Origin of the sequence: Pantoea jilinensis (assembly GCF_019104105.1) — a bacterium.
In the GTDB taxonomy this organism is placed as follows: Bacteria; Pseudomonadota; Gammaproteobacteria; order Enterobacterales; family Enterobacteriaceae; genus Pantoea; species Pantoea eucalypti.
Genome location: NZ_CP077746.1, coordinates 1096717 through 1121248, shown reverse-complemented (window position 1 = coordinate 1121248; position 24532 = coordinate 1096717). Strand labels below are relative to the sequence as shown.

Below are 24532 nucleotides of genomic sequence, written 5' to 3'. Positions count from 1 at the left end.
GCCACTGATGTCAGTGGCCGCCTTATTTCTGTGTGTGGTAAGAATTCCAGTCAGCAGGTTTACCCCGCCTTTACCTCAGCCTGTTACTTGTTGCGTAACATTGCTTCGATAAATTCTTTCCAGGTTCCCATTTCAGTGTCAATCATGATGCCCTCTCTTATTGTGCTGGCGATGTTACGCTCTTTTTTTAATCAGGTGAATACGGTTACACCTGTTTTATTTATCGGCAAGCCTGATAAAAACATGAATTCTGCCGGTTCTGGAAGCTGACGCACATTTCAGCAACTCCTTAACCCGATTGAAAATAATTTATTTTAAGCCCAGCGGTAGACTATTTTATCTGCATGGCGAAATTCCGAATAAAATAATGGTAAGCAGGGTAATGATTACCTGAGAAATTGATAGCGGTTACCCGAGGATAAACGGTGGCTTTCACGACACGATCGCGGGTCAGATTCCCGCGCCCCGGCAACTGCCGCAACGGATCACACTATGGTAAACTCGCGCTTTGGCTGCTTTTTTCAGCTTTTACTTCTCACAGGACAATAAGGATCGGGCAATGAGCACGCAGTGGGTGATGTTCGGGATTAAAAATTGCGACACCATAAAAAAAGCCCGGCGCTTTTTAACAGACGCAGGCGTTGAGTATCACTTTCACGATTACCGTGCCGATGGCCTGAGCGATGTCCTGCTGCAGGAATTTATCGATGCGCTGGGCTACGAAGCCCTGCTTAATACCCGCGGCACCACCTGGCGTAAACTGCCAGAGACCGACCGTGAAGGGGTTACCGATGCCAGCAGCGCCAAAGCGCTGATGCTGGCGCATCCCGCCATGATTAAGCGCCCGCTGTTACGCACCCCGGATGGCAGTTTGCTCGCCGGTTTCAGCGAAGCCACCTATCAGAATGCTATCCAGGAGAGGTCATAATATGTTTTGCCCGGTCATTGAGCTGACGCAGCAGCTTATTCGTCGCCCTTCCCTCAGCCCCGATGATGCCGGATGTCAGGCTCTGCTGATCGCCCGTCTTGAAGCTATTGGTTTTAAGATTGAAACGATGAACATCGACGACACCCTGAATTTCTGGGCCACCCGTGGCGAAGGTGAAACACTGGCGTTTGCCGGTCACACCGATGTGGTGCCGCCTGGCGATGCCAGTCGCTGGATCAACCCACCTTTTGAGCCCACCATACGCGATGGCATGCTGTTTGGTCGTGGTGCGGCCGACATGAAAGGTTCACTGGCCGCCATGGTGGTAGCTGCCGAACGTTTTGTTGCAGCACGTCCCCATCACAGAGGGCGACTCGCCTTTATGATTACCTCTGATGAGGAGGCCAGCGGGACCAACGGCACGGTTAAAGTGGTTGAACGGCTGATGGCGCGCCGGGAACGGCTCGACTATTGCCTGGTCGGTGAGCCGTCCAGTACGGAAGTGGTCGGTGACGTGGTGAAAAATGGCCGTCGTGGATCAATCACTGCCAACCTGACGGTGCATGGTGTGCAGGGCCACGTCGCCTATCCGCACCTTGCGGATAATCCGGTCCACCGGGCAATGCCAGCACTGAATGAGCTGGTCGCCACGGAGTGGGATCAGGGGAATGAGTTCTTCCCGGCAACCAGCATGCAGATTGCCAATGTCCAGGCGGGCACCGGCAGCAACAACGTGATTCCTGGCGAGCTGTTTGTGCAGTTTAACTTCCGCTTCAGCACTGAACTCACTGATGAGCTGATTCGTCAGCGCGTCGAAGCATTGCTGGATCGTCACCAGCTGCGTTACACCATTGAGTGGAAACTTTCGGGTCAACCCTTCCTGACCACGCGCGGTAAGCTGGTTGATGCCGTCGTAAAAGCTGTCGCGCACTATAATGAAATTAAGCCGCAGCTGCTGACTACGGGTGGAACCTCTGATGGCCGGTTTATTGCCCGGATGGGGGCGCAGGTGGTTGAACTGGGACCGGTAAATGCCACCATTCATAAAATCAATGAGTGTGTGAAAGCTTCAGATCTGCAGATGCTGAGCCGGATGTACCAACGCATCATGGAACAACTGATCGCCTGATGGCGATGTTAAGGAGCAGCAAATGGAATTTATTAAAGATTACTGGTGGATCCTGGTGATCCTGCTGATGGTTGGCGTGCTGATGAACGTTTATAAAGATCTGAAACGCATCGATCACAAGAAGTTTATGGATAACAAACCAGACCTGCCGCCGCATCGTGATTTCAACGATAAATGGGATGACGACGATAACTGGCCGAAGAAGAAGTAAACGAAAATGCCCCTGCTCTGCAGGGGCATTTTTACATCAACGCGATAACGTCATCGTCACCGGGTTTTGCGCCGCTTAACGCCTCATCAAAGTAGCGTTTTGGCACCGTATAACGCAGATGATTCAGCGCCAGTTCCATACTGCGATGATCGATGGCATGCGCCAGATCGTCAACGATGTCCAGAGTAACGTCGCCCCCGCGGGCGGTCAGCCGCTGCTCCGCCTCCTGTGCATGGTGCAACGGGATCTGCTCATCATAATCACCGTGGATCAGATGAATCGTGGTGCGGGTACTGGCTTTCTCCGGCAGCGTGATAAACCGGCCATTGAACACCACCGCGCGGCCCGCCAGATCAGGATTCGCTTTGACGCCTTCCAGCACCATACTGCCGCCCTGCGAAAAACCGACTAAGGCTGTCGCTTCCGCCCGCACGCCGCTCTTTTTTTGCCAGTGACGCACCGACTCGACAAACTGCGGCATCGCCGCATCAACCCGCTGCTGGATAGTCTGATCGTGCAGGTCAGTTTCGCCAAACCACTGACGAACCGCGCCAGGCGAGCCAACGGACACCACCAGCGCGTCGGGAAAGGTTTTCGCAAACCAGTGACCAATCTCACCCATTGAATCCGGGTTATCGCCAACGCCATGGTAGAGCAGAAACAGCTGTGCTGTGGTAGCAGGCTGTTGAACGATTACATATTTCAGTGTCATGTTGTTGACCTCCTGTGTTCACTCTACGCCGCGTAGCAAAAAATGATATGGGGATAATTTGAACCAGCTGGTCGAATTATTTCAACGGCCGGTGCAGTCAGTCCGCAGTCACGCCCAGGCTCTGGAGCGCTGTTGCTGCCTGCTGACGTAACACCGCGACCAGCGCTTTACGGCCACTCACGCCTGCCTGCCGGGCAAGCTCGCTTAGCGCATCGGGGGCGGCAACGACTGCGGCCAATAACGGGGCGGGCGCGACACTGGCTTCTGCCAGACGCTGCAATACCGGCAGGCTCGCCTCCAGGGGCCGCTGCGCCCAGGCAAAACCGATGGCCAGATGCATATCCTGGGCTGTTAATCCATTATCTGGGATCTGATCAAACTGCAGGTCCAGCGCGATATGTTGTCGCAACAGTGGCCAGTCACGCGCCAGCTGTTCTGCCGCCCGGCGCGCTAATGCCCTGCCCGCAGCAGAACAGGGCAGAATAGCCATTGCCGCATAGCAGCCGCTGCTGGCTTCGCGCTGGCTGCCTATTCGCACCAGAGTAAAACCACAGGCGCGCCAGAACGCCCAGAGTGATTCAGTGTAGCCGAAGCTGACAGAGAGGTAGTCGTGTTCGGCAGCCGCACGGGCCGCGGCGGCCACAAGCTGCTGACCGATTCCGCGGCGACGGCTCTCCGTTGCCACGGCAACACGGCTGATTCGTTGCGAGCGCAGGATTGCCGCTTCGGCAAGACCGGCGTGGGCAGCCAGAGATTGCGCCACCAGATTCCCGCGTGGTCGCCGGGTGCCCGCCCAGACCGCCTGCGCCAGTGCTGGCTCAAGACCGCCCTCCTCCACCAGCCAGAGTGCACCCTGTAATGCAGGTGTCTCGCCCGCCCGCCACAACGTCATACCCGGCGCATCCAGCAGGCGGCGCAGATCAAGTGGCGACGTGCGATAGTGCGCGCTGGTGAGCAGGCGATAGGCGGCTTCCAGCGTGCTGAAATCGTGACGTTCAACAGGATGCGGTGTGGCCGGAGAATCGGGTGCCGTCGCGCTGGCATCGTCAAACAGCAGCGCCTGATTCAGCCACTGCTCCAGCGGATCACAACGCGACCAGCGTAACGGCTCGTCCAGCGTGTAGTAGTGCACCCCGGTAAGCCCGGCGCAGAACTTAAGGATAAAGCCGCGCCCGCTGCCTTCGTAGCCCTGCACGGTGGTGGTGAGCAACACGCGGGGATAACGGCTGACCAGCGCCTGCAGTAGCGGGGCCGGTATCGCCGCCGCTTCATCCACAATCAGCCAATCCGCCTCGGGCGGCGGCTCCAGCGCCAGCAGTGCATCCGGCGCCATAAAGTGAAAATGCTCAGCGGCAAAGGTGGCCAGCACCTCCGTTGAAGCTTTCGCGGGTGCCGTGACCAGACAATGGCGATTCTGGCGGGCCAGCATCCCCGCCAGCGCCGATTTACCCCGTCCACGGGCGGCGGTCAGCACCGCGATCCCCGATGGCAGTCTCATCAGTTGATCGAGTATCGCCTGCTGCTGTTGCGGGGCCTGACAGTGCCATTCTGGCCAGTCAGGCTGCACCGGAAAACGGCATGGCTGATGCTGCCGCTCCAGCAGTACCTGGTCATCCGCCAGGATCAGCTGTTGCAGATGGTGAACAAAACGGGGTGTTGGAATGGGCTGAGCGACATCGGCCCAGCGCAGGCTGTCGGTGTCAGGCTGCTGCGACCACCGTTCCCAGGGCGGGACCAACAGTAACAGCCAGCTACCGGCGGTGAGCGTGCCAGCCAGCGCAGCGAAAGCCTCGGCATGAAAGCCCTGGCGGGCATCGAATATCCCATGACGAAATTCACGGCCAAGCAGCGTGCGAACCGCACCTGGCTGTTTGTGTATAAGTGACTCACCAGAGGAAGCAGAAAGGAGCGGCTCCGGGCTTAGCACCAGCCAGTCGCCTGGCAACGCTTCATGCCACTCTGCAGCACGCTCCAGGCACCAGTCCGGTTCGCCGCTGATCACGGCCAGGCGACGCACACCGGCCTGCTGCATAGACTGTGTTGCGATCATCCGTTACTGGCGAAGGTGTTGCACTGTCCTGGATTGCCACCATCAAATCCGCGCTTAAACCAGGTGTAGCGTTGCTCAGAGGTGCCATGGGTAAAGCTGTCCGGCACTACGCGGCCCTGACCCTTCTGCTGCAGACGGTCATCGCCAATCGCCTCCGCGGCGTTCAGCGCTTCCTGCAAATCCCCTGCTTCAAGGATGTTCTCTTGCTGCATATAGTGTCCCCAGACACCGGCAAAACAGTCTGCCTGCAATTCCATTTTCACAGAGAGCTGATTGACCTGCGTCTGGCTCGCGCCCTGCTGCATTTCACGTACTTTAGGCTCAATACCCAGCAGTTTCTGAACATGGTGGCCCACTTCATGCGCGACAACGTAGCCCTGGGCGAAGTCGCCGTCAGCGCCGAGTTTGTTTTTCATCTCGTCATAGAAAGAGAGATCGATGTAGACAGTCTGATCGGCTGGACAGTAGAAGGGTCCCATCACGGATTGGCCTGTACCGCAGCCGGTTCGGGTTGCCCCGCGATACATCACCAGCTTCGGTGCAACATACTGTTTGTTCATCTGTTTGAACAGCTTGCCCCAGGTATCTTCCGTGGTTGCAAGAATCACCTTAGTGAATTTTGCAGCCTCGTCATCATTGGTGCTGACGCTGCGCTGTTGCTGCTGGCTGGTTGGTGCAACGTCCCCACCCGTCAGCAGCGCGGTAAGGTCATAACCGTAATAACCTGCAATAGCCACCACCACCAACAGGATGATACCGCCTTTGCCGCGCGGCAGACGAATCTGACGGCCTCCGCCACCTAAACCGGACGATTGATCGCGACGGTCCTCTACATTGTCGCTTTCGCGACGCCCTTGCCAGCGCATGCTCTCTTCCCTCAGTCATTTTTTTCAGATGGCATGATTTTAGTTGCGTGACCGGGCAATCACCAGCTTTAGGCTGAAATGAAAACGGAGAGCCTGGGCTCTCCGTTTTATTCTGCTTACTTACTGCACTGCAGGCTGACTCAGTCGAGTTTTACACCCAGCCGCTGTGCCACTGCTTCATAAGCTTCGACTACGCCACCCAGGCTCTGGCGAAAACGGTCTTTATCCATTTTATCCAGGGTCTCTTTGTCCCACAGGCGTGCACCATCTGGCGAAAACTCATCGCCCAGCGTGACTTCACCGTTAAACAGACCAAACTCAAGTTTGAAATCAACCAGAATCAGACCCGCATCGTCGAACAGCTTGCTCAGCACTTCGTTGGCTTTAAAGGTCAGTTCCTGCATCCGCGCCAGGTTCTGCTTGCTGACCCAGCCAAAAGTTTCGCAGTAGGATTCGTTGACCATCGGGTCATGCTTTTCATCATCTTTGAGGAAAAGATCAAACAGCGGCGGGTTGAGCACAATGCCCTCTTCCACGCCCAGACGTTTTACCAGCGAACCTGCGGCGCGGTTACGGACCACGCACTCTACCGGCACCATCTCCAGCTTCTTCACCAGCGCTTCGGTATCAGACAGCAGCGCTTCCATCTGGGTTGGAATACCCGCTTCCTGCAATTTGGTCATGATGAAGTGGTTAAACTTGTTGTTAACCATTCCTTTGCGATCAAATTGCTCAATTCGGGCGCCATCACCTGCTGACGTATCGTTGCGGAATTCGAGTATCAGCAGATCCGGATTATCGGTGCTGTATACGGTTTTCGCTTTACCGCGATACAACTCAGCTCGCTTTTGCATCTTATTCACTCCAGACTTGAAATAACGGGTGTTCAGCGGCCAGTGCCGCTGCGGCGATTGCCTTGACGCAATCGTTTACTTCGCCGCGCGCTATTATGCCAAAAACAAAATAAAAAGGCCGGAGAATCTCCGGCCTGAGACAACTTTATTTGTTCAGCGCCGCCTGGAACACGGCCACCAGCGCATCGTTCTGCGACTGGGTCAGCACATGCCCTTTCGGGTCGATAAATTGCAGACTGGTGCGGTTGTCCAAATCACCGACCTGCACTTTGTAATCACCGTCAGGTAATTCCGGGTCTTTTGCGCCAATGGAATCCCAGTCGCTGCTGCTCAGTGACTTGTAGGTCACTTTCATGCTACCCGTTGAGCGAGTGGTATCCGTCACCTCCATCCCAACGCGTTTCATCGCTTCAGGCAGACGCTGCCACGCCACATTATATGGCGTGCGCAGGATCAGCATTGGCAGGCCGGTATCATCTGCGCCGCTCTGCACATCAATAGCCCCACTCACCCGACCTGCCGCCGCGTTTTCACTGGCGGTATCAATCTTGTCCAGACCGGTGCTGATTTCATTCAGCATCTGCGCGGTATAGCGCTGAATCTGCACAGGTGAGGTAACGGTTTTGCCCGCCTGCTGCAGCTCCAGCAGACGTACGGTGAGCTGCTGCTGATAGCTCTGCGACTGCACACTGATCTGGTAGCGACCACGATACTGCTGATCTTCATCAGCACGGTTCCACTGTACCCAGTCGGTCGTCAGCTGCTGGCCGGCGTCATTACGTGAAGCAATCGCGAAATTGTTTGACTGCACGACGCTCACGACGCGGGGCCAGACTGAACCACGGCTACTATCAATCATCAGTGCGCCCGTGTTGTTGCTGAACTGCGCACGGGTGCCGTTCATCAGCGCCAGCGGCTGGGCAGGTGGACGAATGTCGAGCTGCTTGCCGGTGGGTGCCTGACTGCTGGTGCGCGGTACATCGTAATCACCACGCTGTACCGGCAGGATCATGCCGGCCGGCGCTTTCAGTTCACTTAACTGACTGGCTTCAAGATAAGATTCGTCACCACTGACCTGGCGCTTATAACGCTGATCACTTGAACAGGCCGACAACAGCATCAGGGTAGAAAGCCCCACCACTGTGGCTACTGTTGACCGCTTTACTGAGTAATTCATTCAAACTCCCTAAATTATCGCAAACCCGCTTTCACCAGCGCCTGCTCCACTTTCGGCTGGCCAGCTGCAGTCAGTGGCGTCATTGGCAGACGCAGCGTGTCGTTAGCGATTAATCCTAGCTGTTTCGCAGCCCATTTCACCGGGATAGGATTGGGTTCACAGAAAAGCGTCTGGTGCAGGTGCATCAGACGCTGATTCAGGCGGCGTGCTTCAACGAAATTGCCCTGCTGTGCAAGTTGACACAGTTGAACCATTTCGCGTGCAGCGACGTTTGCGGTCACCGAAATGACGCCTTTACCGCCCAGTTGCATAAAGTCCAGCGCAGTCGCGTCATCGCCACTCACCAGAATGAAATCTTCATTTACCAGCTCTTGGATCTGACTAACACGCGATAAGTTCCCGGTTGCCTCTTTGATTCCGATAATATTTTTGATTTCGGCCAGGCGGGCAACGGTTTCCGGCAGCATGTCGCAACCGGTGCGCGAGGGAACGTTATACAGCATCTGTGGCAGGCTGGTGCTATTCGCAATCGCTTTGAAGTGCTGGAACAGCCCTTCCTGTGTCGGACGATTGTAATAAGGCGTCACGGTGAGGCAACCCACCACGCCGGAATTTTCAAAACGCTTCGTCAGAGAGATGCCTTCAGCGGTGGCGTTTGCACCGGTTCCGGCTATCACCGGGATACGGCCATCAGCCAGTTCCAGGGTCAGCATCACCACATCACCATGTTCTTCATGGCTCAGGGTTGCTGATTCGCCTGTGGTGCCGACGGAAACGATCGCCGCGGTGCCGCTGGCGACATGATAATCAATCAGTTTTTTCAGACTCGACCGGCAGACATTACCGTTGTCATCCATTGGCGTAACGAGTGCAACAATACTTCCCGTAAACATTGGCGATCCCCTCGACAAACAAGTGCTTCATGGTACGTTTTACACTTAGGGAAAAGCAAGCAAGCCACGCCATTCCCGCGCTTGTCAGCAGTTTTTTTTATGTTTACCTTATGGTTATTAGCGAAAGCAGAGGAAAAGCCATTTTGCCGCAATCTCAGCCCCATCATCTGGTGATCACCGCGCTTGGTGTTGACCGTCCGGGTATCGTCAACACCATTACCCGACACGTCAGCAGCTGCGGTTGTAATATTGAAGATAGCCGTCTTGCCATGCTCGGGGATGAGTTCACGTTTATTATGCTGCTGTCGGGCAGCTGGAACGCAATCACACTGATTGAATCGACATTGCCGCTGAAAGGCGCAGAGCTGGAGCTGCTGATCGTCATGAAGCGAACCAATGCCCGGCTTCGTCCGCCGATGCCCGACACCGCATTCATCCAGGTTGAAGTGGCCGATTCGCCGCATATTATTGAGCGTTTCACCGATCTTATTGATAAGCATCAGATGAACGTGGCCGAACTGGTGTCGCGAATCACACCTGCGCAACACGAATTGCCACCGACACTCTATATTCAAATGACGGCCCACAGTCCAACGCGAACCCGTGGCACGTCGTTTGAGCAGGCTTTTAATACCCTGTGCCAGGAGCTGAATGCCCAGGGAACGCTACGTCTCTACAGTGTCTCAGACGCCGACAGCAGCGAACCTGTCAGCGCGATACGCTAAGCTTTGGTCCTTAAACCGGAGTTATTTCTCCACATTACTGACGCCTGAATGCTCGGCTATGTGGTGAAATACCCCCTGATGGTAATGTTGCTGCTGGCCGTTTCTGGCCGGATGGTGTATTACCCACAGCCTGAATAAGAAAATGGAGAGATGTGATGAATCCACTGAAAGCCGGAGATACTGCACCCGCATTTAGCCTGCCTGACCAGGACGGCGAACACGTGAATCTGACCGACTTCCAGGGACAGCGCGTTCTGGTGTACTTCTACCCGAAAGCGATGACACCAGGCTGCACCGTGCAGGCGTGCGGTCTGCGTGACAACATGGATGAGTTGAAAAAAGCGGGCGTGGAAGTGCTGGGTATCAGCACCGACAAACCGGAAAAACTGTCAAAGTTTGTCGAAAAAGAGCTGCTGAACTTTACGCTGCTGTCAGATGAAAATCATGAAGTCTGCCAGGCGTTTGGCGTCTGGGGTGAAAAAACGTTTATGGGGAAAACCTATGACGGTATTCATCGCATCAGCTTTTTGGTTGATGCCGAGGGCAAGATCGAAAAAGTGTTTGATAACTTTAAGACGTCGAATCACCACGACATGGTGCTGGATTACGTCAAATCAGCCTGATGTTAAGGGGCGCGTTAGTCTGACCGCCGCGCCCCTGCTTCTCTTTTTCCCGCACGTTTACCCTGCCGTAATGAAACATCCGGTTTCACCCGACTAGGAGTCGGCAACGATCACACAGTTACGTCCGGCACTCTTCGCCTCATAGAGCGCCGCATCCGCCTGTTTCAGGCTGTTTTCCAGTCCCGCATCCTGCGAACCATTCCAGGCCGCCACGCCAATAGACAAGGTAATGCGCCCCACGTCAGTCAGCCAGGCTTCAGCAATGCCCACCCGTACGCGTTCTGCGATGATCTGCGCCTCATCCAGGGCCGTTCCTGGCAATAGCATCAGAAACTCCTCTCCGCCATTGCGACAGACCACATCAGACTGACGGGCGCTGGCACGCAGCGTACTTGCCACCTGCTGAATGACCCGGTCGCCCACGTCGTGGCCCCAGCTGTCATTAACGTTTTTGAAATGATCGATATCCAGTGCCAGCACCGAAAAAGGCTGGCGCAGGGTCCGATAGTACTCCAGCACCGCATTCAGACCCCGGCGATTGAGTACCTGAGTCAGCGGATCGGTCTGCGCTTCTGAGTTAAGGCGACCAATTTTATCCTGCACCAGCCCAATACCGGTGAGCAGCGCGCGCTTTACCTGGGCCGCCTCAAAATACCAGGCGGTGATGCCGCCAATTTCTTTTGATACGCCCTGCGCATCCATCCGGCTGGCTTTGCGCGCCAGCTGGAAGAGTGGCCGGGCAATCAGACGTGCCATGACTAAGGCCACCAGCAGAGTCAGCAGCGCGAACGGCACAGAATTTTTCAGCACTTTCATCAACAGACCGGACAGCGGATCCAGTGTGACGTTAATCGGCTTCAACGCTACCACTGTCCAGCCGGTCGTCGGCACCACGGCAAAGCCCGCCAGCTGTGTGGCATTACCCGGACCGGCAAGCATCAGCGAGCCATTGGTCTGGTCATCACGCGGATTGACGATGGCAGGCAGCGTTTTGCCAATCAGTTGACGATTCTGGTGATACAACACCTCATTGTTGCTATCGAGCACATAAACCGTTGTGCCATCGCGATAGAACTGCTCACCCAGCAGCGCATTGAGTATGCTTTTCTTCTTCAGGTAGATCGTGCCGCCGATGTAGCCCAGGTAGTCACCCTCGGGACTCCAGACAGGCCATGAGACAAAAACCAGCAGATTATTGGCGGCAGAAAGGGAGGGTTTACTGATGATCGGCTGTCGCAGGGTCAGCGCCTCTCGCGAGGCGTCACTGGTGAGGTGCATACCCTGTAACGTCAGTGACTCGGGGGAAATTGCTTTGATCACGCCCTGCGCATCCACGATCGCGACGGAGTTGAAACTGGTGGTCTGCTCACGCAGTCGATTGACTTCATTGTTCAGCAGCCCCTGATTAGTAAAGTCACGGCTGAGCTGATTGGCGCTGTAATGAAGTTGAGACTGCGCCAGCTGGAAGAAAATTTCACTGGTTGAGGCGAGCTTGGCGGCATACGCCCGGTTAGCCTCAAGCGTGGTGTCAATAAGCACCTGGCGCTGAACCCGCCAGGTAGCGTAGAGCGCGTTCGCGAGTGTGATAACAATGCTGACAATCACCAGCAGGGCGATCAGATTGCGCAAATCGGCCTTGGGCCGGATGTGCTTTAGCATGGCGTCGCCGCGCCGAAGATGAGTGTCATGTCGTGAATGCCTGATTATTTTTTTAAGTGTGCCAGAGGCCCTGATATCCGGGCTTAAGTCTACACTGTGTCGGCATTTTTGAGCAGCACTAAGACAAATTTTACCCCGCTTAATACAGATTTAGCTGGCACTAATCGATTAATCCCTGACTATCGTAAAATGGCCAGGGTCCTGAAAAATGGCCAATCGCGCACTGATGTGTGACCATTCCCTCTCCGGGTTGCCAGCAATGCAGTAAATAGCCGGGCGGCTCCAGGATAAAGTGCGCGGGCCCCTCCGGATGCAGATCCAGCGCGACCTGATGCGATACGCCCGGCGCGACACAGGCGAGCGTGCCAGCAAAGCGGGTCTGCAGGCTGCGATGCAGATGTCCACACAAGACCCGTTCTACCTGCGGATGACGGGCAATGATCGCCTCAAGAGCCTGCGGATGGCGTAACCGTTGCCGATCCATATGCGCAATGCCGCAGGCAAAAGGCGGATGGTGCAGCATGACCAGGGTGGGCTGATCCGCGGACATGCCCAGCGCCTGGTCCAGCCATTCTAACTGTTCCTCATCTACCTCACCCCACGGCTGTTGCGGTACGCTGGAATCCAGGGCAATCAACCTGACGCCGCCCACACTCAGCTGCCAGTTCAGTGTGGGTCCGGATTGCAGATAGCCGTGATCAGGGAAGGCAGCCCGCAGCGCCTCGCGGTCGTCGTGATTGCCCGCCATGAGATAAAACGGCGGTTGCAGGCGCTGCAGGGCTTCCCGCAAAGTCTGATACTCATCCGGCCTGCCAAAATCGACCAGATCGCCGGTAATTACCACTGCATCAGGTCGCGGCTGCAGCGAGTTGAGGGTATCGATAACCTGCAGTAACGCCGCATGGGTATCGACCTGTTTGTATGAGAGGCGGCCATGGGCCTTGATATGCAGATCGCTGATTTGAGCAATCAATGTGGGTTGAAGAGACACAACAGACTCCTTAGCAACTGAATTCCAGCGCGGCGTGGCTGGTCAGCGACCAGCTGATACGCTGCCCCGCCTGCCAGATTTCGCGCGCATGACGATCGACCTGAATGGGATTATCCAGTCCGATATCAATCAGTAAGCGCTGTGAAGCGCCGAGAAACATACTGCCCACCACCACGCCGCGCTGGGCATAGCGCGTATCATCGGCCAGCAGAACATCTTCCGGGCGGCAAAAACGCACAGGATGGCCTTCCGGGTCGTGCGCTACGCAGTTAATCGCACCCACAAAATCGGCCACAAAGCGGGAGGCAGGACGCTGATAAATGCCCTGCGGGGTATCAAGCTGCACCAGACGGCCCTGCTCCATCACTGCGATGCGATCGCCCAGCGCCATCGCCTCCTGCTGATCATGCGTGACGTAAACGGCGGTGATCGCCAGCCGCTTAAGCAGCGCACCGATCTCCAGACGCAGTCGGTCGCGCAGCCTGGCATCAAGCGCCGCCAGCGGCTCATCAAACAGCAGCACTTTAGGCCGGGCGGCCAGCGCACGTGCCAGCGCCACACGCTGTTTCTGCCCGCCGGACAACTTATCAATCGCGCGATGTGCCAGAGGCGTCAGATCAACCAGCGCCAGCATCTCTGCAACCCGCGCCTCTCGCTCGGCACGCGGCACGCCCTGCACCTTCAGGCCATAGGCGACGTTCTGCGCCACGTTAAGTGTCGGGAACAGCGCGTAGTTCTGGAACACCATGCCGACATTGCGTTTCTCAATCGGCAGCGCGGTAACGTTACGTTGATCAAACCAGATCTCGCCCGGCGGATCGCTGCTTTCCAGGCCACTGATAATGCGCAGTAGCGTGGTTTTGCCGCAGCCCGACGGTCCCAGCAGAACCAGCGTTTCTCCGGCATGCACGCGCAGATCGATCGGATGCAGCGCGACCTGCTGATTGAAGCGACGCGAGCAGTGGCGCAGCGTCACATTGATGGCCTCATTCATACAGTTTCCTCTCTCTGCTGCCGCGACGTTTGCCTTTCCAGCCAGTGATTACAGGCGTTAAGCAACAGCAGCAGCGGTAAAATCATCATGATAAAGATCAGTGTGTAGGCAGACCCGACTTCCAGCCGCATGGAGGTGTAGCTGTCGGCCAGCCCCACCGGCAGCGTTTTGGTCAGCGGTGTGTGGAGCATCCAGGTAATGTTGAACTCCCCCACCGACAGGGTAATGACCATAAATGCACCCGCCAGAATGCCGTTACGGCAGTTCGGAACGACCACAGTAAAAAAGCGACGCCAGAAACTCGCCCCCAGGCTGGCGGCGGCCTCTTCCAGGCGCGGAAGATCAATCGCCTGCATCACCGACAGCACCGGGCGAATCATGAAGGGCAGTGTAAAAAGCACATGGCCGATCAGGATAAAGAGCCAGCTGTCGCGCAACGCACTGAACTGACCGTAAAGCAGAATGATGCCCAGCGCGGTGGCGAGGCCCGGCAACGCCACCGGCAGCATCAGACACTCCTCAATACGCGAGGCCCAGCGTGACGGTGACTTCAGTAAGCCCCAGGCGGCGGGTATGCCAGCAATGACCGTCACCGCCAGACAGCTCAGCGCAATCAGCAGTGACAGCCAGAAGGTGTCGGCATACATCTGCCACACCTGCTCCACCCACTTCAGTGTCAGGCCACTGCGCAGGCCCGCGAAGTAGTTCTGTGTAACGCCCGCCAGCATCGAGAGCATGACCGGCACGATTATAAACAGTGCGGTGAGGCTGGTGATCGCCACCTGCAGCCAGAAGAGACCCCGTCGTTTCATGATTCATGCTCCTTCCGGCGTGCAAGGCCATTAGCCAGCATCAGCGCCAGCCAGGCCACGGCGCCCATCACGACTGAGAGTGCCGCCGCAGTGGCAAAGTTAGCGTAATTGGTGAACTCACCGTAAATGGTCAGCGGCAGCACAGCGAGTTCGGTACCCAGCGTAAAGGCGGTGCCAAACGCGCCCATACTGGTGGCGAAACAGAGTGCGCCACAGGAGAGTAGCGCCGGTTTCAGTCCGGGTATGATGACGTCTATGATGATGCGCCACTGGCTGGCACCCAGTGAACGGGCCGCCTCTTCCAGCGATCTATCCAGTTTCTCACTGGCCGCCACCAGCGTTACGATGGCGCGCGGCAGCGAAAAGTAGAGATAGCCAACAAATAAGCCGCTGAGTGAATAGGCGAAGACCCAGCGTTCATGAAACAGGCTGAGACTGAGTTGCGCCAGCACACCCTGACGCCCCGCCAGCATAACCATCAGAAATCCCACCACCACGCCCGGAAAAGCCAGCGGAAAGGTCAGCAGCGCCAGCAGCGTTCCTCGCCCGGGAAAGCGCTGCCGCGCCAGAAAGCAGCCCACCACCGCCGCAATCAGCAGCGTGACCAGGGTCACCGCCGCCGAGAGCAGGACGGTATTCAGCAGGCTTTGCAGATATTGTGGCTGACTGATTACCGTCCAGTAGCCACTGTGGTGCGTGGTGCGATCCTCCGTCATGCCGATCTGTAACAGGCGGGCAAACGGCAGCAGCCAGAAGGCAGCAAAGAAGAGCAGCGCAGGCAACAGCATCCACGGCCAGTTTGCCCCCAGCGGGCGGAGCCGATGGCGAAGCGGCCCGCCCGTGGTTAAGGAATTAATGTCTGAAAGTGACATCAGCGAATCTCACTCAGATAGCGGGCGGAGAAGCCCTTCTGTGCATCGGCCATCTGCTGATAATCGACCGTGTGGGCGCGCGCATAATCACTGTCAGGCAGAAAATATTTTTTCGCCTCAGGTGACATCGCGCCAGCCCGTACCGGACGCAGCCAGGCATTGGCCCAGATTGCCTGACCCGCATCGGACAGCACGAAATCGATCACTTTCTTACCGTTGGCCGGATGCGGCGCGTTCTTCACGAGGCTGATAACGTACGGCACCGTCACCGTTCCCTCACTCGGGATAACAAACTCGACATTGGCGTGATCTTTGTAGCGGGCGCGATAGGCGTTGAAGTCATAGTCGATCAGAATCGGGATTTCGCCTGAAATCAGCCGCGCATAGGCGGTCTGCTTAGGCACAATGGGCTGGTTGCGCTGCAGCGCTTTGAACCAGTTGATGGCGGGAGTGAAGTCATGCAGGCTGCCGCCTTTGGCCTGATTCACCGCGACTGCGGCCGCATAGCCTACAAAGGCACTGGCCGGATCAAGATAACCCACCATGCCTTTATATTCCGGCTTCAGAAGATCATCCCAGGATCGCGGCACCGGCGCGCCACCCAGCGCATCAACATTCACCATAAAGCCCATGGTACCGGAGTGCAGCGCTACCCATTTGCCCGCCGGATCTTTCATACCGGCCGGGATTTCATCCCAGTGAGCCGGCTTATACGCGCTGACCACGTCAGCACTGACAGCCTGAATGCCGAAGCTGACGCCGTAATAGACCACGTCGGCAACCGGATTATTTTTCTCTGCCACCAGCTGCGCCAGCGCCTGACCCGAGTTTTTATTGTCCTGTGGCACATGAATCCCGGTCGCTTTTTCAATCGCCTGAAGCTGCGTGGCCCAGTCGGCCCACTCAGGCGGGCAGTTGTAGCAGATAGCATTTTCCGCCGCCTGGACCCATGAACTGGTCAGCGTGCAGCCGGCCAGCAGCGCCGCGCTGGCGATATATCTGAGATTAAACGTGAGTGACATGATGTTTCCCTGAAGAAGAGCCATGAAATGCCGGGGCGATACTCTCCCCGAGCCGTAAATGATGGGGCAGCAGGTGGGTTTCACTGCCTGGATTCAGAAGCAGATCAATGGCGAGCGTACCCATCAGCGCAATCGGCTGAACCACGCTCGCCAGTGACGGTGAAAGCTGTTCGCCCAGCGCAATGCCGTCGAAACCGATCACTGACAATTGATGCGGCACGCTGACACCTGCACGTGCAGCTGCCCCCAGCAGGCTGATAGCCAGCAGATCGTTACTGCAAATCACCGCTGTCAGCGGCGAAGGTGCATTCATCAGCGGCAGCAGCGGCTTGAAATCGGAGTGGATATGGCTCGGCATCTCAACCATCGCCTGCGGTGTCAGACCGGCCTGCTGCATGGCCTGGCAGTAGCCAAGAAAGCGAAGACGTGCGCGATCGGATTGCTGCATTGGGCCTGCGGCCATCGCGATGTGACGGTGACCCAGAGAGATGAGATGGGTGGTCGCTTCGGCCATCGCTTTGCGGTTGTCGACGTGCAAAGCAGGCCATGCGTGCTGTTGCGGCACGCTGTGGGTCAGTACAAATGGCATCTTCGCTGCCGCCAGTGTGGGCAGCAGCGCACTGCGGTCGGCGTCTGCCACCGTCAGTACCAGACCGGCAACACGCTGGTGCAGCATATGTTCGACAATGGCTGCTTCCCGCTCAGCCTGATAATCACTGGTCGCCACCAGCAACGCATAGCCTGCCTGCTGCGCCTGCTGCTCCATCGCCTGCAATTGCATGGCAAAAACCGGATTGAGCAGAGAAGGCAGCAGTACACCGAGCGTGGTGGAGTGGCGGGTACGGAGCTGACGGGCAATGTGATTCGGCCGAAAACCTATCTGTTCTGAGGCGGCAAGCACCTTTTGCAGCGTACCCGGTTTAAGCAGATGAGGATCAGAGAAGGCGCGCGCAGCGGTTGCGCGGGAAACCCCTGCCAGTCTGGCTACGCTGATTAAATCGGTCATGTCTGCCTCGTTTATCGTCAATGAGATCGATCTCATTGCGGTTTAAACTAGTGGCGTTATATGACAGGCGTATCTCAGGAAGTTGACTGACAGATGACAGCGGCAGTGACGCCGCTGCTGGAGAGTTAAAGCATCAGGAAGGCGTAACCGCTGTTTTCCAGGGTGGCAACGGTGGTGCCGCTGGAGATGGTATGAGTGACCATCGGGTCAATCCAGTTGCGATCAAGCTGATGAAACGCGACAGACTGATCACAGATAGTGACCTGAACGCCCGCTTTTTTCAGCTCGCTGATCAGCTTCAGGTTCGGGTTATCGACGCCATAAGCTTTGCTGAACTGATCATTATTCAGCGCTGATGACACTGCATCACCATTAATCGACACCACAAATTTCAGCTGGTCGAGTGGTACACCCGCCGCATAATAGAGGTTGGTGACGCGTGCTACGCGCTCCAGACCCAGATTCGGCTTACGAATATCGCCTTCATTCCGGTTAATCTGGAAAACAATTTTATTACTCAGGCCCGCTGTCGTGCCGGGTTTAAATGCGGGCGTGTCGACATAATGTATTTTGCCGTAGCCCTCGATTGCTGGCGTACTCCAGAAATCAGCAGGCTCAGATTTATTATCTGCCATTTTCCCGCTGACCTTATCGTATAATTCCGGCAACTGTAAAACATTGCCCCCAATAAATCCGGCAACGGCTGCCATCACCACTAAAGCTGCTGGACGCATTTACGTTTCTCCCAATTATTTAAATATGAATTACATTGCCAGCCACGCGTATCCCTGATTTTGCAGGGTTGATACGGTGGTTGGACTGGAAAGGGCATGTACCACGGATTTATCAATCCAGTTATTGGGATAGTGATGGAATGCCACGGACTGATCGCAGACCGAGACTTTCACTCCCGCCTGATTCAGCTCATTAATCAGCTTCAGGTTTGGATTTTCGATGCCATAAAATTGTTTGAAATGGGCATTGTCCAGCATGGCGGGCGTCGCATCTCCGGTGACTGACACCACAAACTTCAGTTGGTCAGCCGGAATACCCGAGGCGATATAGAGATTGACCACCCTGGCTACGCGTTCCAGCCCCAGATTGGGCGCGGTCATCGCCCCGTCGCTTCGGGTAATCTGGAAAACAATTTTGTTACTCAGGCCCGGCACCGGTTTAAACGCGGCGTCAGGCTCGTAATGAATTTTTCCGTAACCTTCAATCGCCGGCGTGCTCCAGAATCCGGGTGCTTCCGGTGGCTCGGTTGCAAAATGGCGTGTCACTTTGTCGTAAATATCGCCACTCTGTGTGACAGCCGCGCCAACGACGCCGCCAATAATGGCGATTAACGCGTATGAAACAACTGAACGCATAACCCTTCTCTCCGGCATATTATGTCTGGCAGATTCAGAATTTAATCAGGTCGGCTATCTATACCACAGCGCAGGTGTAATGCTTGCCTCTGTAAATTCAGGTCAACGCAGCGCTGATAACTATTGGAATTATTCACAGACGGAATTAATCGAAAAGTTTCATGATGAGAAATAAAAAGTCTTATCAGGAGTGGACCTGACTATTTCTCCTTTTTCCTTTTCGATGCTATTCATTATATAAAAATAACAACCAGGCTAATCTGGAACACGTGGAATAAGGCGGGAGAGACGATTTGATTTATCAATGGTTGAAAGGCATTTAGCGGCGCAGAGTGCGCTATTTTTTCAGAGTAGACCTGGAAAAACACATGCCATGTTCAGTTTTTTTGAGTGAATTTACATAACTTTATAAAAATAAGCTTACTGGCTTCGGTTGTATGGCAGCAGATTCTGCTCTGATTCAACGAAGCGCAATGTAAATAAACAACAACGCCATAATATAACCGCTGACGACCCCGGCAATACCCCGCCAGTTTTTTTTCGTTTAACTGCCGTTTAAACTGGCAGGATATTCAATTTTTTTCTTCATAATCGGCGATCTTGCTCAAATCAGGCGGGCGATTTGCCAGAAAACAACATTTCTTTCTTTTGAGGCCCTGGTTAAGATAGTCACGAACCGTCGTTATCTGCGAAAAACGGAACATTCCCGCTGCGCACCTGTCCATTCTCAGGGCCTCTCTACAGGATTCAGGCATGTTGAACTCGTTAAAGAAAACGCTGATCGCCGCGCTCCTTCCGACGCTCATTTTCTCCACTCTGACACCCGCTAACGCCGATGTCAGTGACTCACTTCCCGATATTGGTACTACGGCGGGTTCGACGCTATCAATTAATCAGGAATTGCAGATGGGCGACTTCTATGTGCGCCAGCTGCGCGCCAGTGCGCCGCTAATCAACGATCCGCTGCTCAATCAGTACATTAATCAGCTGGGGCAACGACTCGTTTCTCACGCCGACTCGGTGAAAACGCCGTTCCACTTCTTTCTGATTCAGAACGATGAACTTAACGCCTTTGCCTTTTTCGGTGGCAACGTGGTGCTGCACTCAGCGCTGTTCCGCTTTACCGACAATGAAAGCCAGCTGGCATCGGTAATGGCACATGAAATCTCGCACGTCACCCAGCGCCATCTGGCGCGTGCCATGGAAGATCAGAAGCGCAACGCGCCACTGACCTGGGTCGGTGCGCTTGGCTCTATTCTGCTGGCGATGGCCAGTCCGCAGGCGGGCATGGCCGCGCTGACGGGTACTCTGGCGGGAACGCAGCAGGGAATTATCAGCTTTACGCAGGGCAATGAGCAGGAAGCAGACCGCATCGGGATTCAGGTGCTGCAGCGCGCTGGCTTCGATCCCCAGGCAATGCCGAACTTTCTGCAAAAACTGGCCGATCAGAGCCGCTTCTCTTCGAAGCCACCTGAAATTCTGCTGACGCATCCCCTGCCCGACAGTCGTCTGGCGGATGCCCGCAACCGTGCTAATCAGATGCGGCCGGTGGTGGTGCAATCCACGGAAGATTTCTATATGGCAAAGGTGCGTTCGCTGGGGATGTACTCTACCGGACGTAATCAGCTGACCGATGAACTGCTGAGTCAGTACGCCAGCGGCAATTCCCGTGAGCAGATGGCGTCACAATATGGCAAAGCCATTCAGTTTCTGCAGGCGAAGAGTTACGCCGATGCGAAACGGATTATCACCCCGTTGCTGGCGAAGCAGCCTAATAATGTCTGGTTCCTGGATATCATGTCGGACATTGATATCGGGCTGAATCAGCCACAGCAGGCCATCGCCCTGCTCACCGCCGCAACCGGTGCCAAAAACAGTCCGGTGGTGCAGCTCAATCTGGCCAATGCCTACGTTGAAGCGAAACAGTATGCCAATGCCAGCCGTATTCTGAACCGCTACACCTGGGCCAATAAAGATGATCCCAACGGCTGGGATTTACTGGCGCAGGCCTCGGCGCAGCAGGGACTAAATGATGAAGAGTTATCGGCGCGGGCAGAGAGTCTGGCCCTGAATGGCCAGCTTGATCAGGCGATCACCACCCTGAGCAGTGCCAGCGCACAGGTGCCGCTCGGCAGCCTGAAACAGGCGCGTTACGATGCCCGTATCGATCAGCTGCGACAGTTACAACAGCGCTTTAAGCAGTATCAGAAAGGCTAAGCACTCACACCGCCAGCACGCCGCGAACAGAGAAGAAAGGATAGTCTGAGATGGTGACGATTTATCACAACCCGCGCTGCAGCAAGAGCCGTGAGACACTGGCGCTGCTGACTGCCCGCGGAATTGAGCCAGATGTGGTGCTCTATCTGCAGACGCCGCCCGACCGCGAGACGCTGCAAATCCTGTTACAGAAACTGGGTATGCAGAGCGCACGCGAGTTAATGCGAACTAAAGAGGCGATCTACAGCGAGCTGGCGCTTGACGACAAAGGTGAAAGTGCGCTGCTGGATGCGTTGGTAGAGAATCCGGAGCTGATTGAAAGGCCGATAGTGATCAATGGCGATAAGGCGCGGATTGGCCGCCCGCCAGATGCGGTGCTCGACATTCTTTAAAGGCCGAGCGTCTCTTTAACAAAGGGAATGGTGAGTTTGCGCTGGGCGCTGATCGAGGCGCGATCAAGACGATCCAGCGTATCAAACAGCGTACGCATTTCACGATCGAGTCGCTTCAGCAGGAAGCGACCCACATCTTCCGGCAGCTCAAATCCGCGTAACCCGGCACGCAACTGCAACGCCTGTAATTTATCTTCATCAGAAAGCGGCTGCAGGCGATAGATTTGCCCCCAGTCGAGCCGCGAGGCGAGATCGGGCAGCTGAAGATTAAGCTGGCGTGGCGGACGATCGCCGGTGATAAACAGACGCGTGTTACCGGTTTCCAGAATGCGGTTATAGAGATCGAAGATCGCCATTTCCCATTCCGGCTCGCCTGCAATGCACTCGATGTTATCGATACAAACCAGTGACAGCTGCTCCATCCCTTCCAGAACGTCCGGAACAAACCAGGTGCGTTTATCCAGCGGAACATAGCCCACGGCTTCACTGCGCGCGGACATTTCGGCACACGCGGCGTGCAGCAAATGGCTCCGCCCACCGCCTTCGCGTGACCAGAAGTAGAGATAGCTGCCATGTTGTTGGTTGAGCGCGCCTTTCAGGGCGGCAATCAGCGACGGGTTTTCCCCCGGCCAGAAGCTGGAGAAGGTTTCATCGTCAGGTAAATAGAGTGGCAATGACAATTGTGCCGGCGTGTTCAGAAGCACCTCAGCAAGAGAACAAGCAAAAAATCGGGGGAAGTCTAACACAGTTTTCAGAAAGAGATGAATGGGGCGTCCCTGCCCCGGATCCTGTCAGGCTCGCGGCGATCACTGCTCGCGCGTTTCTTCAGCCTCCAGCACCACTTCTTCAGGTCTGAGCAGCGAGATAACCCGGAAGATCAACGCCAGTCCGACACCGACGATCGTCGCCAGCGCCATGCCTTTCAGCTCCGCTGCGCCGATATGCACTTTCGCCCCGCTGACCCCGATGATCAGGATCACCGAGGTGAGGATCAGGTTCTGCGCTTTGTTGTAATCGACTTTGGATTCGATCAACACCCGGATACCGGAGGCGCCAATGACCCCATACAGCAGCAGCGACACACCGCCCATAACCGGAACCGGGATCGCCTGGATCACCGCCGCCAGTTTGCCAACGCAGGAGAGCAGAATCGCCAGAATCGCCGCGCCGCCAATCACCCACGTGCTGTAGACGCGGGTAATCGCCATCACACCGATGTTTTCACCGTAGGTGGTGTTGGGTGTGGAACCAAAGAAGCCGGAGATGACGGTCGATAAACCGTTGGCGAACATCGAACGATGCAGGCCGGGGTCGCGAATCAGATCTTTCTTCACGATATTGGCGGTGACTACCAGATGACCGATATGCTCGGCAATGACCACCAGCGCCGCAGGCAGAATCGTCAGCATCGCCACCCACTCAAAGCGCGGCGTATAAAAGGTCGGCAGTGCAAACCAGGGCGCTTTGACCACGCCGCTCCAGTCAACGATGCCCATAAACGCGGAAAGCAGATAACCCGCCACGACCCCGACCAGAATCGGGATGATCGCCAGGAAGCCACGGAACAGCACCGAACCGAATACGGTTACCGCCAGCGTGACCAGCGAGATCAGCACAGTTTTACTGTCGGGCGCACTGCCTTCAGCTGGCAGCAGGCCCGCCATATTCGCGGCCACACCCGCCAGCTCCAGACCGATGACAGCGACAATTGCACCCATCGCCGCCGGAGGGAACATCACATCAAGCCAGCCGGTTCCGGCGCGTTTGACAATCAGCGCCACGATGCAAAACAGCACGCCGCAGAGAATAAACCCGCCCAGTGCGACCTCATAACCCAGCGGCAATAACAGCAGCACCGGCGAGATAAAAGCAAAGCTCGAACCCAGATAGGCGGGAATTTTGCCTTTACAGATAAAGAGATAAATCAGTGTGCCGACCCCGTTAAACAACAGCACTGTCGCCGGGTTGATGTGAAACAGAATGGGTACCAGTACCGTGGCACCAAACATGGCAAACAGGTGTTGCAGGCTGAGTGGAATGGTTTGCAGTAACGGCGGTCGTTCACTGACGCCAATGGCGCGACGAGTCATCATTTATCCCCTTATTTTTTCCCCGACGATTCGGGCCTCAGGCACAGCAGCAGGCACGCCGGTGCGCCTTGCGGCAGGCCGAATCCGTGGGGTGTTTTTTGCCAAAAAAAAGCCGACTCTCTGGTCGGCTGTGCGTTTTATTTGGTTCCGAAAATTTTGTCCCCGGCATCGCCGAGCCCGGGAATGATGTAACCCTTTTCATTCAGTCCCTGGTCCACTGACGCGGTATAAAGCTCGACGTCAGGATGCGCTTTCTCCAGCGCGGCAATCCCTTCTGGTGCAGCAACCAGAACCAGCACTTTGATGCTGGTGCAGCCCGCTTTCTTCAGCAGATCGACGGTGGCGATCATGGAACCGCCGGTCGCCAGCATCGGGTCAACCACCAGCGCCAGGCGCTCTTCAATGTTAGAGACCAGCTTCTGGAAGTAGGGAACTGGCTCCAGGGTTTCTTCATCACGGTAAACACCCACCACGCTGATACGGGCGCTGGGAACGTGCTCCAGCACCCCTTCCATCATGCCCAGGCCGGCACGCAGAATCGGGACCACCGTGATTTTTTTGCCTTTGATCTGGTCGATCTCTACCGGGCCATTCCAGCCCTCAATGGTGACGCGCTCTGTTTCCAGATCGGCGGTCGCTTCGTAGGTCAGCAGGCTGCCCACTTCAGAGGCCAGCTCGCGAAAACGCTTTGTGCTGATATCATGCTCACGCATCAGGCCCAGTTTATGTTTGACCAGCGGGTGTCTGACTTCCACGATCTTCATTGGTGTTCTCCCGGAATGTGTTGAGCTAAAAAAAATCGCGGGATTATACCGCCTTTTGCGCCCTGCGCCACCTGCTCTTGCGCAAAGCCGCGGCTTTTACCGGAACAAATAGAGGATTAATGAAAATCGCCCGATGCGCAATCCCGGACTCGCAAACGTTTGCCTGCACTGATAG

At 55.9% G+C, this 24532-nt stretch carries 26 protein-coding genes; 7 read left to right on the top strand and 19 right to left on the bottom strand.

Annotation, left to right across the window (positions count from 1 at the left end):
- Positions 1-83: 83 nt before the first annotated feature.
- A complete protein-coding gene (locus tag KTJ90_RS05305) occupies positions 84-131 on the bottom strand; it encodes a hypothetical protein (protein WP_488262409.1) in 48 nt (15 codons plus the stop codon).
- A 428-nt stretch (positions 132-559) separates the two neighbouring features.
- On the opposite strand from KTJ90_RS05305, the gene KTJ90_RS05300 reads away from it, so the two are divergent.
- From KTJ90_RS05300 to KTJ90_RS05290, 3 genes are read left to right on the top strand one after another with little or no spacing between them, the layout of a single operon-like run.
- Positions 560-928, top strand: a complete 369-nt coding sequence (locus KTJ90_RS05300) for an ArsC family reductase (RefSeq protein WP_008926544.1) — start codon at positions 560-562, stop codon at positions 926-928.
- A 1-nt stretch (position 929) separates the two neighbouring features.
- On the top strand, positions 930-2057 hold the full coding sequence (dapE, locus tag KTJ90_RS05295; protein WP_003848801.1) for a succinyl-diaminopimelate desuccinylase: 1128 nt from the start codon (positions 930-932) through the stop codon (positions 2055-2057).
- 22 nt (positions 2058-2079) lie between these two features.
- Entirely contained in the window at positions 2080-2268 is a 189-nt protein-coding gene (locus tag KTJ90_RS05290; RefSeq protein WP_003848800.1) for a YpfN family protein, read from the top strand.
- Between the two features lie 31 nt (positions 2269-2299).
- Here KTJ90_RS05290 and ypfH read toward each other — a convergent pair whose 3' ends face one another.
- The 6 genes from ypfH to dapA all read right to left on the bottom strand — a co-directional run bounded on the left by ypfH (position 2300) and on the right by dapA (position 8820).
- The gene (ypfH, locus tag KTJ90_RS05285) at positions 2300-2980 is read right to left on the bottom strand and encodes an esterase (RefSeq protein ID WP_003848796.1); all 681 of its coding nucleotides are present in this window, start codon (positions 2978-2980) and stop codon (positions 2300-2302) included.
- 97 nt (positions 2981-3077) lie between these two features.
- Positions 3078-5030 (bottom strand): tRNA(Met) cytidine acetyltransferase TmcA, encoded by a 1953-nt coding sequence (locus KTJ90_RS05280; protein ID WP_499025989.1) that lies wholly within the window; start codon positions 5028-5030, stop codon positions 3078-3080.
- Positions 5027-5896, bottom strand: coding sequence for a KPN_02809 family neutral zinc metallopeptidase (gene ypfJ / locus KTJ90_RS05275; protein ID WP_110411154.1), 870 nt, complete (start codon positions 5894-5896; stop codon positions 5027-5029). Before ypfJ ends, KTJ90_RS05280 begins: the two co-directional genes overlap by 4 nt.
- 140 nt (positions 5897-6036) lie before the next feature.
- On the bottom strand, positions 6037-6750 hold the full coding sequence (purC, locus tag KTJ90_RS05270) for a phosphoribosylaminoimidazolesuccinocarboxamide synthase (protein ID WP_003848791.1): 714 nt from the start codon (positions 6748-6750) through the stop codon (positions 6037-6039).
- Positions 6751-6895: 145 nt separating this feature from the next.
- Positions 6896-7927, bottom strand: coding sequence for an outer membrane protein assembly factor BamC (bamC, locus tag KTJ90_RS05265; RefSeq protein WP_003848789.1), 1032 nt, complete (start codon positions 7925-7927; stop codon positions 6896-6898).
- Positions 7928-7941: 14 nt separating this feature from the next.
- Positions 7942-8820, bottom strand: a complete 879-nt coding sequence (dapA, locus tag KTJ90_RS05260) for a 4-hydroxy-tetrahydrodipicolinate synthase (RefSeq protein WP_003848787.1) — start codon at positions 8818-8820, stop codon at positions 7942-7944.
- A gap of 143 nt (positions 8821-8963) precedes the next feature.
- Here dapA and KTJ90_RS05255 point away from each other — a divergent pair, with 143 nt between their 5' ends.
- On the top strand, positions 8964-9545 hold the full coding sequence (locus KTJ90_RS05255) for a glycine cleavage system transcriptional repressor (RefSeq protein ID WP_003848785.1): 582 nt from the start codon (positions 8964-8966) through the stop codon (positions 9543-9545).
- Between the two features lie 155 nt (positions 9546-9700).
- Positions 9701-10168 (top strand): thioredoxin-dependent thiol peroxidase, encoded by a 468-nt coding sequence (gene bcp, locus KTJ90_RS05250; protein ID WP_003848783.1) that lies wholly within the window; start codon positions 9701-9703, stop codon positions 10166-10168.
- Positions 10169-10261: 93 nt separating this feature from the next.
- On the opposite strand, the gene KTJ90_RS05245 is transcribed toward bcp, so the two are convergent.
- The 9 genes from KTJ90_RS05245 to KTJ90_RS05205 all read right to left on the bottom strand — a co-directional run bounded on the left by KTJ90_RS05245 (position 10262) and on the right by KTJ90_RS05205 (position 18894).
- Positions 10262-11827: a sensor domain-containing diguanylate cyclase gene (locus tag KTJ90_RS05245; protein ID WP_008926546.1), complete on the bottom strand. Its 1566-nt coding sequence runs from the start codon at positions 11825-11827 to the stop codon at positions 10262-10264.
- 160 nt (positions 11828-11987) lie between these two features.
- On the bottom strand, positions 11988-12818 hold the full coding sequence (locus tag KTJ90_RS05240; RefSeq protein WP_003848775.1) for a phosphodiesterase: 831 nt from the start codon (positions 12816-12818) through the stop codon (positions 11988-11990).
- A 10-nt stretch (positions 12819-12828) separates the two neighbouring features.
- On the bottom strand, positions 12829-13812 hold the full coding sequence (locus KTJ90_RS05235; protein ID WP_485525634.1) for an ABC transporter ATP-binding protein: 984 nt from the start codon (positions 13810-13812) through the stop codon (positions 12829-12831).
- Complete coding sequence (locus KTJ90_RS05230; protein ID WP_499025988.1) at positions 13809-14624, bottom strand: ABC transporter permease; 816 nt, start codon at positions 14622-14624, stop codon at positions 13809-13811. The genes KTJ90_RS05235 and KTJ90_RS05230 overlap by 4 nt, the downstream gene beginning before the upstream one ends.
- Entirely contained in the window at positions 14621-15496 is an 876-nt protein-coding gene (locus KTJ90_RS05225) for an ABC transporter permease (RefSeq protein WP_154926889.1), read from the bottom strand. Before KTJ90_RS05225 ends, KTJ90_RS05230 begins: the two co-directional genes overlap by 4 nt.
- Complete coding sequence (locus KTJ90_RS05220) at positions 15496-16518, bottom strand: ABC transporter substrate-binding protein (RefSeq protein WP_039659559.1); 1023 nt, start codon at positions 16516-16518, stop codon at positions 15496-15498. The genes KTJ90_RS05225 and KTJ90_RS05220 overlap by 1 nt, the downstream gene beginning before the upstream one ends.
- The gene (locus tag KTJ90_RS05215; protein ID WP_499025987.1) at positions 16502-17524 is read right to left on the bottom strand and encodes a LacI family DNA-binding transcriptional regulator; all 1023 of its coding nucleotides are present in this window, start codon (positions 17522-17524) and stop codon (positions 16502-16504) included. Before KTJ90_RS05215 ends, KTJ90_RS05220 begins: the two co-directional genes overlap by 17 nt.
- Before the next feature lie 125 nt (positions 17525-17649).
- A complete protein-coding gene (locus KTJ90_RS05210) occupies positions 17650-18258 on the bottom strand; it encodes a DsrE family protein (RefSeq protein WP_003848763.1) in 609 nt (202 codons plus the stop codon).
- A gap of 30 nt (positions 18259-18288) precedes the next feature.
- Positions 18289-18894, bottom strand: a complete 606-nt coding sequence (locus tag KTJ90_RS05205; protein ID WP_187512845.1) for a DsrE family protein — start codon at positions 18892-18894, stop codon at positions 18289-18291.
- 753 nt (positions 18895-19647) lie between these two features.
- On the opposite strand from KTJ90_RS05205, the gene bepA reads away from it, so the two are divergent.
- Entirely contained in the window at positions 19648-21111 is a 1464-nt protein-coding gene (gene bepA, locus KTJ90_RS05200) for a beta-barrel assembly-enhancing protease (RefSeq protein ID WP_003848757.1), read from the top strand.
- Positions 21112-21161: 50 nt separating this feature from the next.
- Complete coding sequence (gene arsC, locus KTJ90_RS05195; protein ID WP_499025986.1) at positions 21162-21503, top strand: arsenate reductase family protein; 342 nt, start codon at positions 21162-21164, stop codon at positions 21501-21503.
- Here arsC and hda read toward each other — a convergent pair.
- The 3 genes from hda to upp all read right to left on the bottom strand — a co-directional run bounded on the left by hda (position 21500) and on the right by upp (position 24357).
- The gene (gene hda, locus KTJ90_RS05190; protein ID WP_033743385.1) at positions 21500-22207 is read right to left on the bottom strand and encodes a DnaA inactivator Hda; all 708 of its coding nucleotides are present in this window, start codon (positions 22205-22207) and stop codon (positions 21500-21502) included. The genes arsC and hda overlap by 4 nt on opposite strands.
- Positions 22208-22309: 102 nt before the next feature.
- Positions 22310-23593, bottom strand: coding sequence for a uracil permease (uraA, locus tag KTJ90_RS05185; protein WP_105098922.1), 1284 nt, complete (start codon positions 23591-23593; stop codon positions 22310-22312).
- Between the two features lie 137 nt (positions 23594-23730).
- Positions 23731-24357, bottom strand: a complete 627-nt coding sequence (upp, locus tag KTJ90_RS05180) for a uracil phosphoribosyltransferase (RefSeq protein ID WP_003848753.1) — start codon at positions 24355-24357, stop codon at positions 23731-23733.
- Positions 24358-24532: the final 175 nt, after the last annotated feature.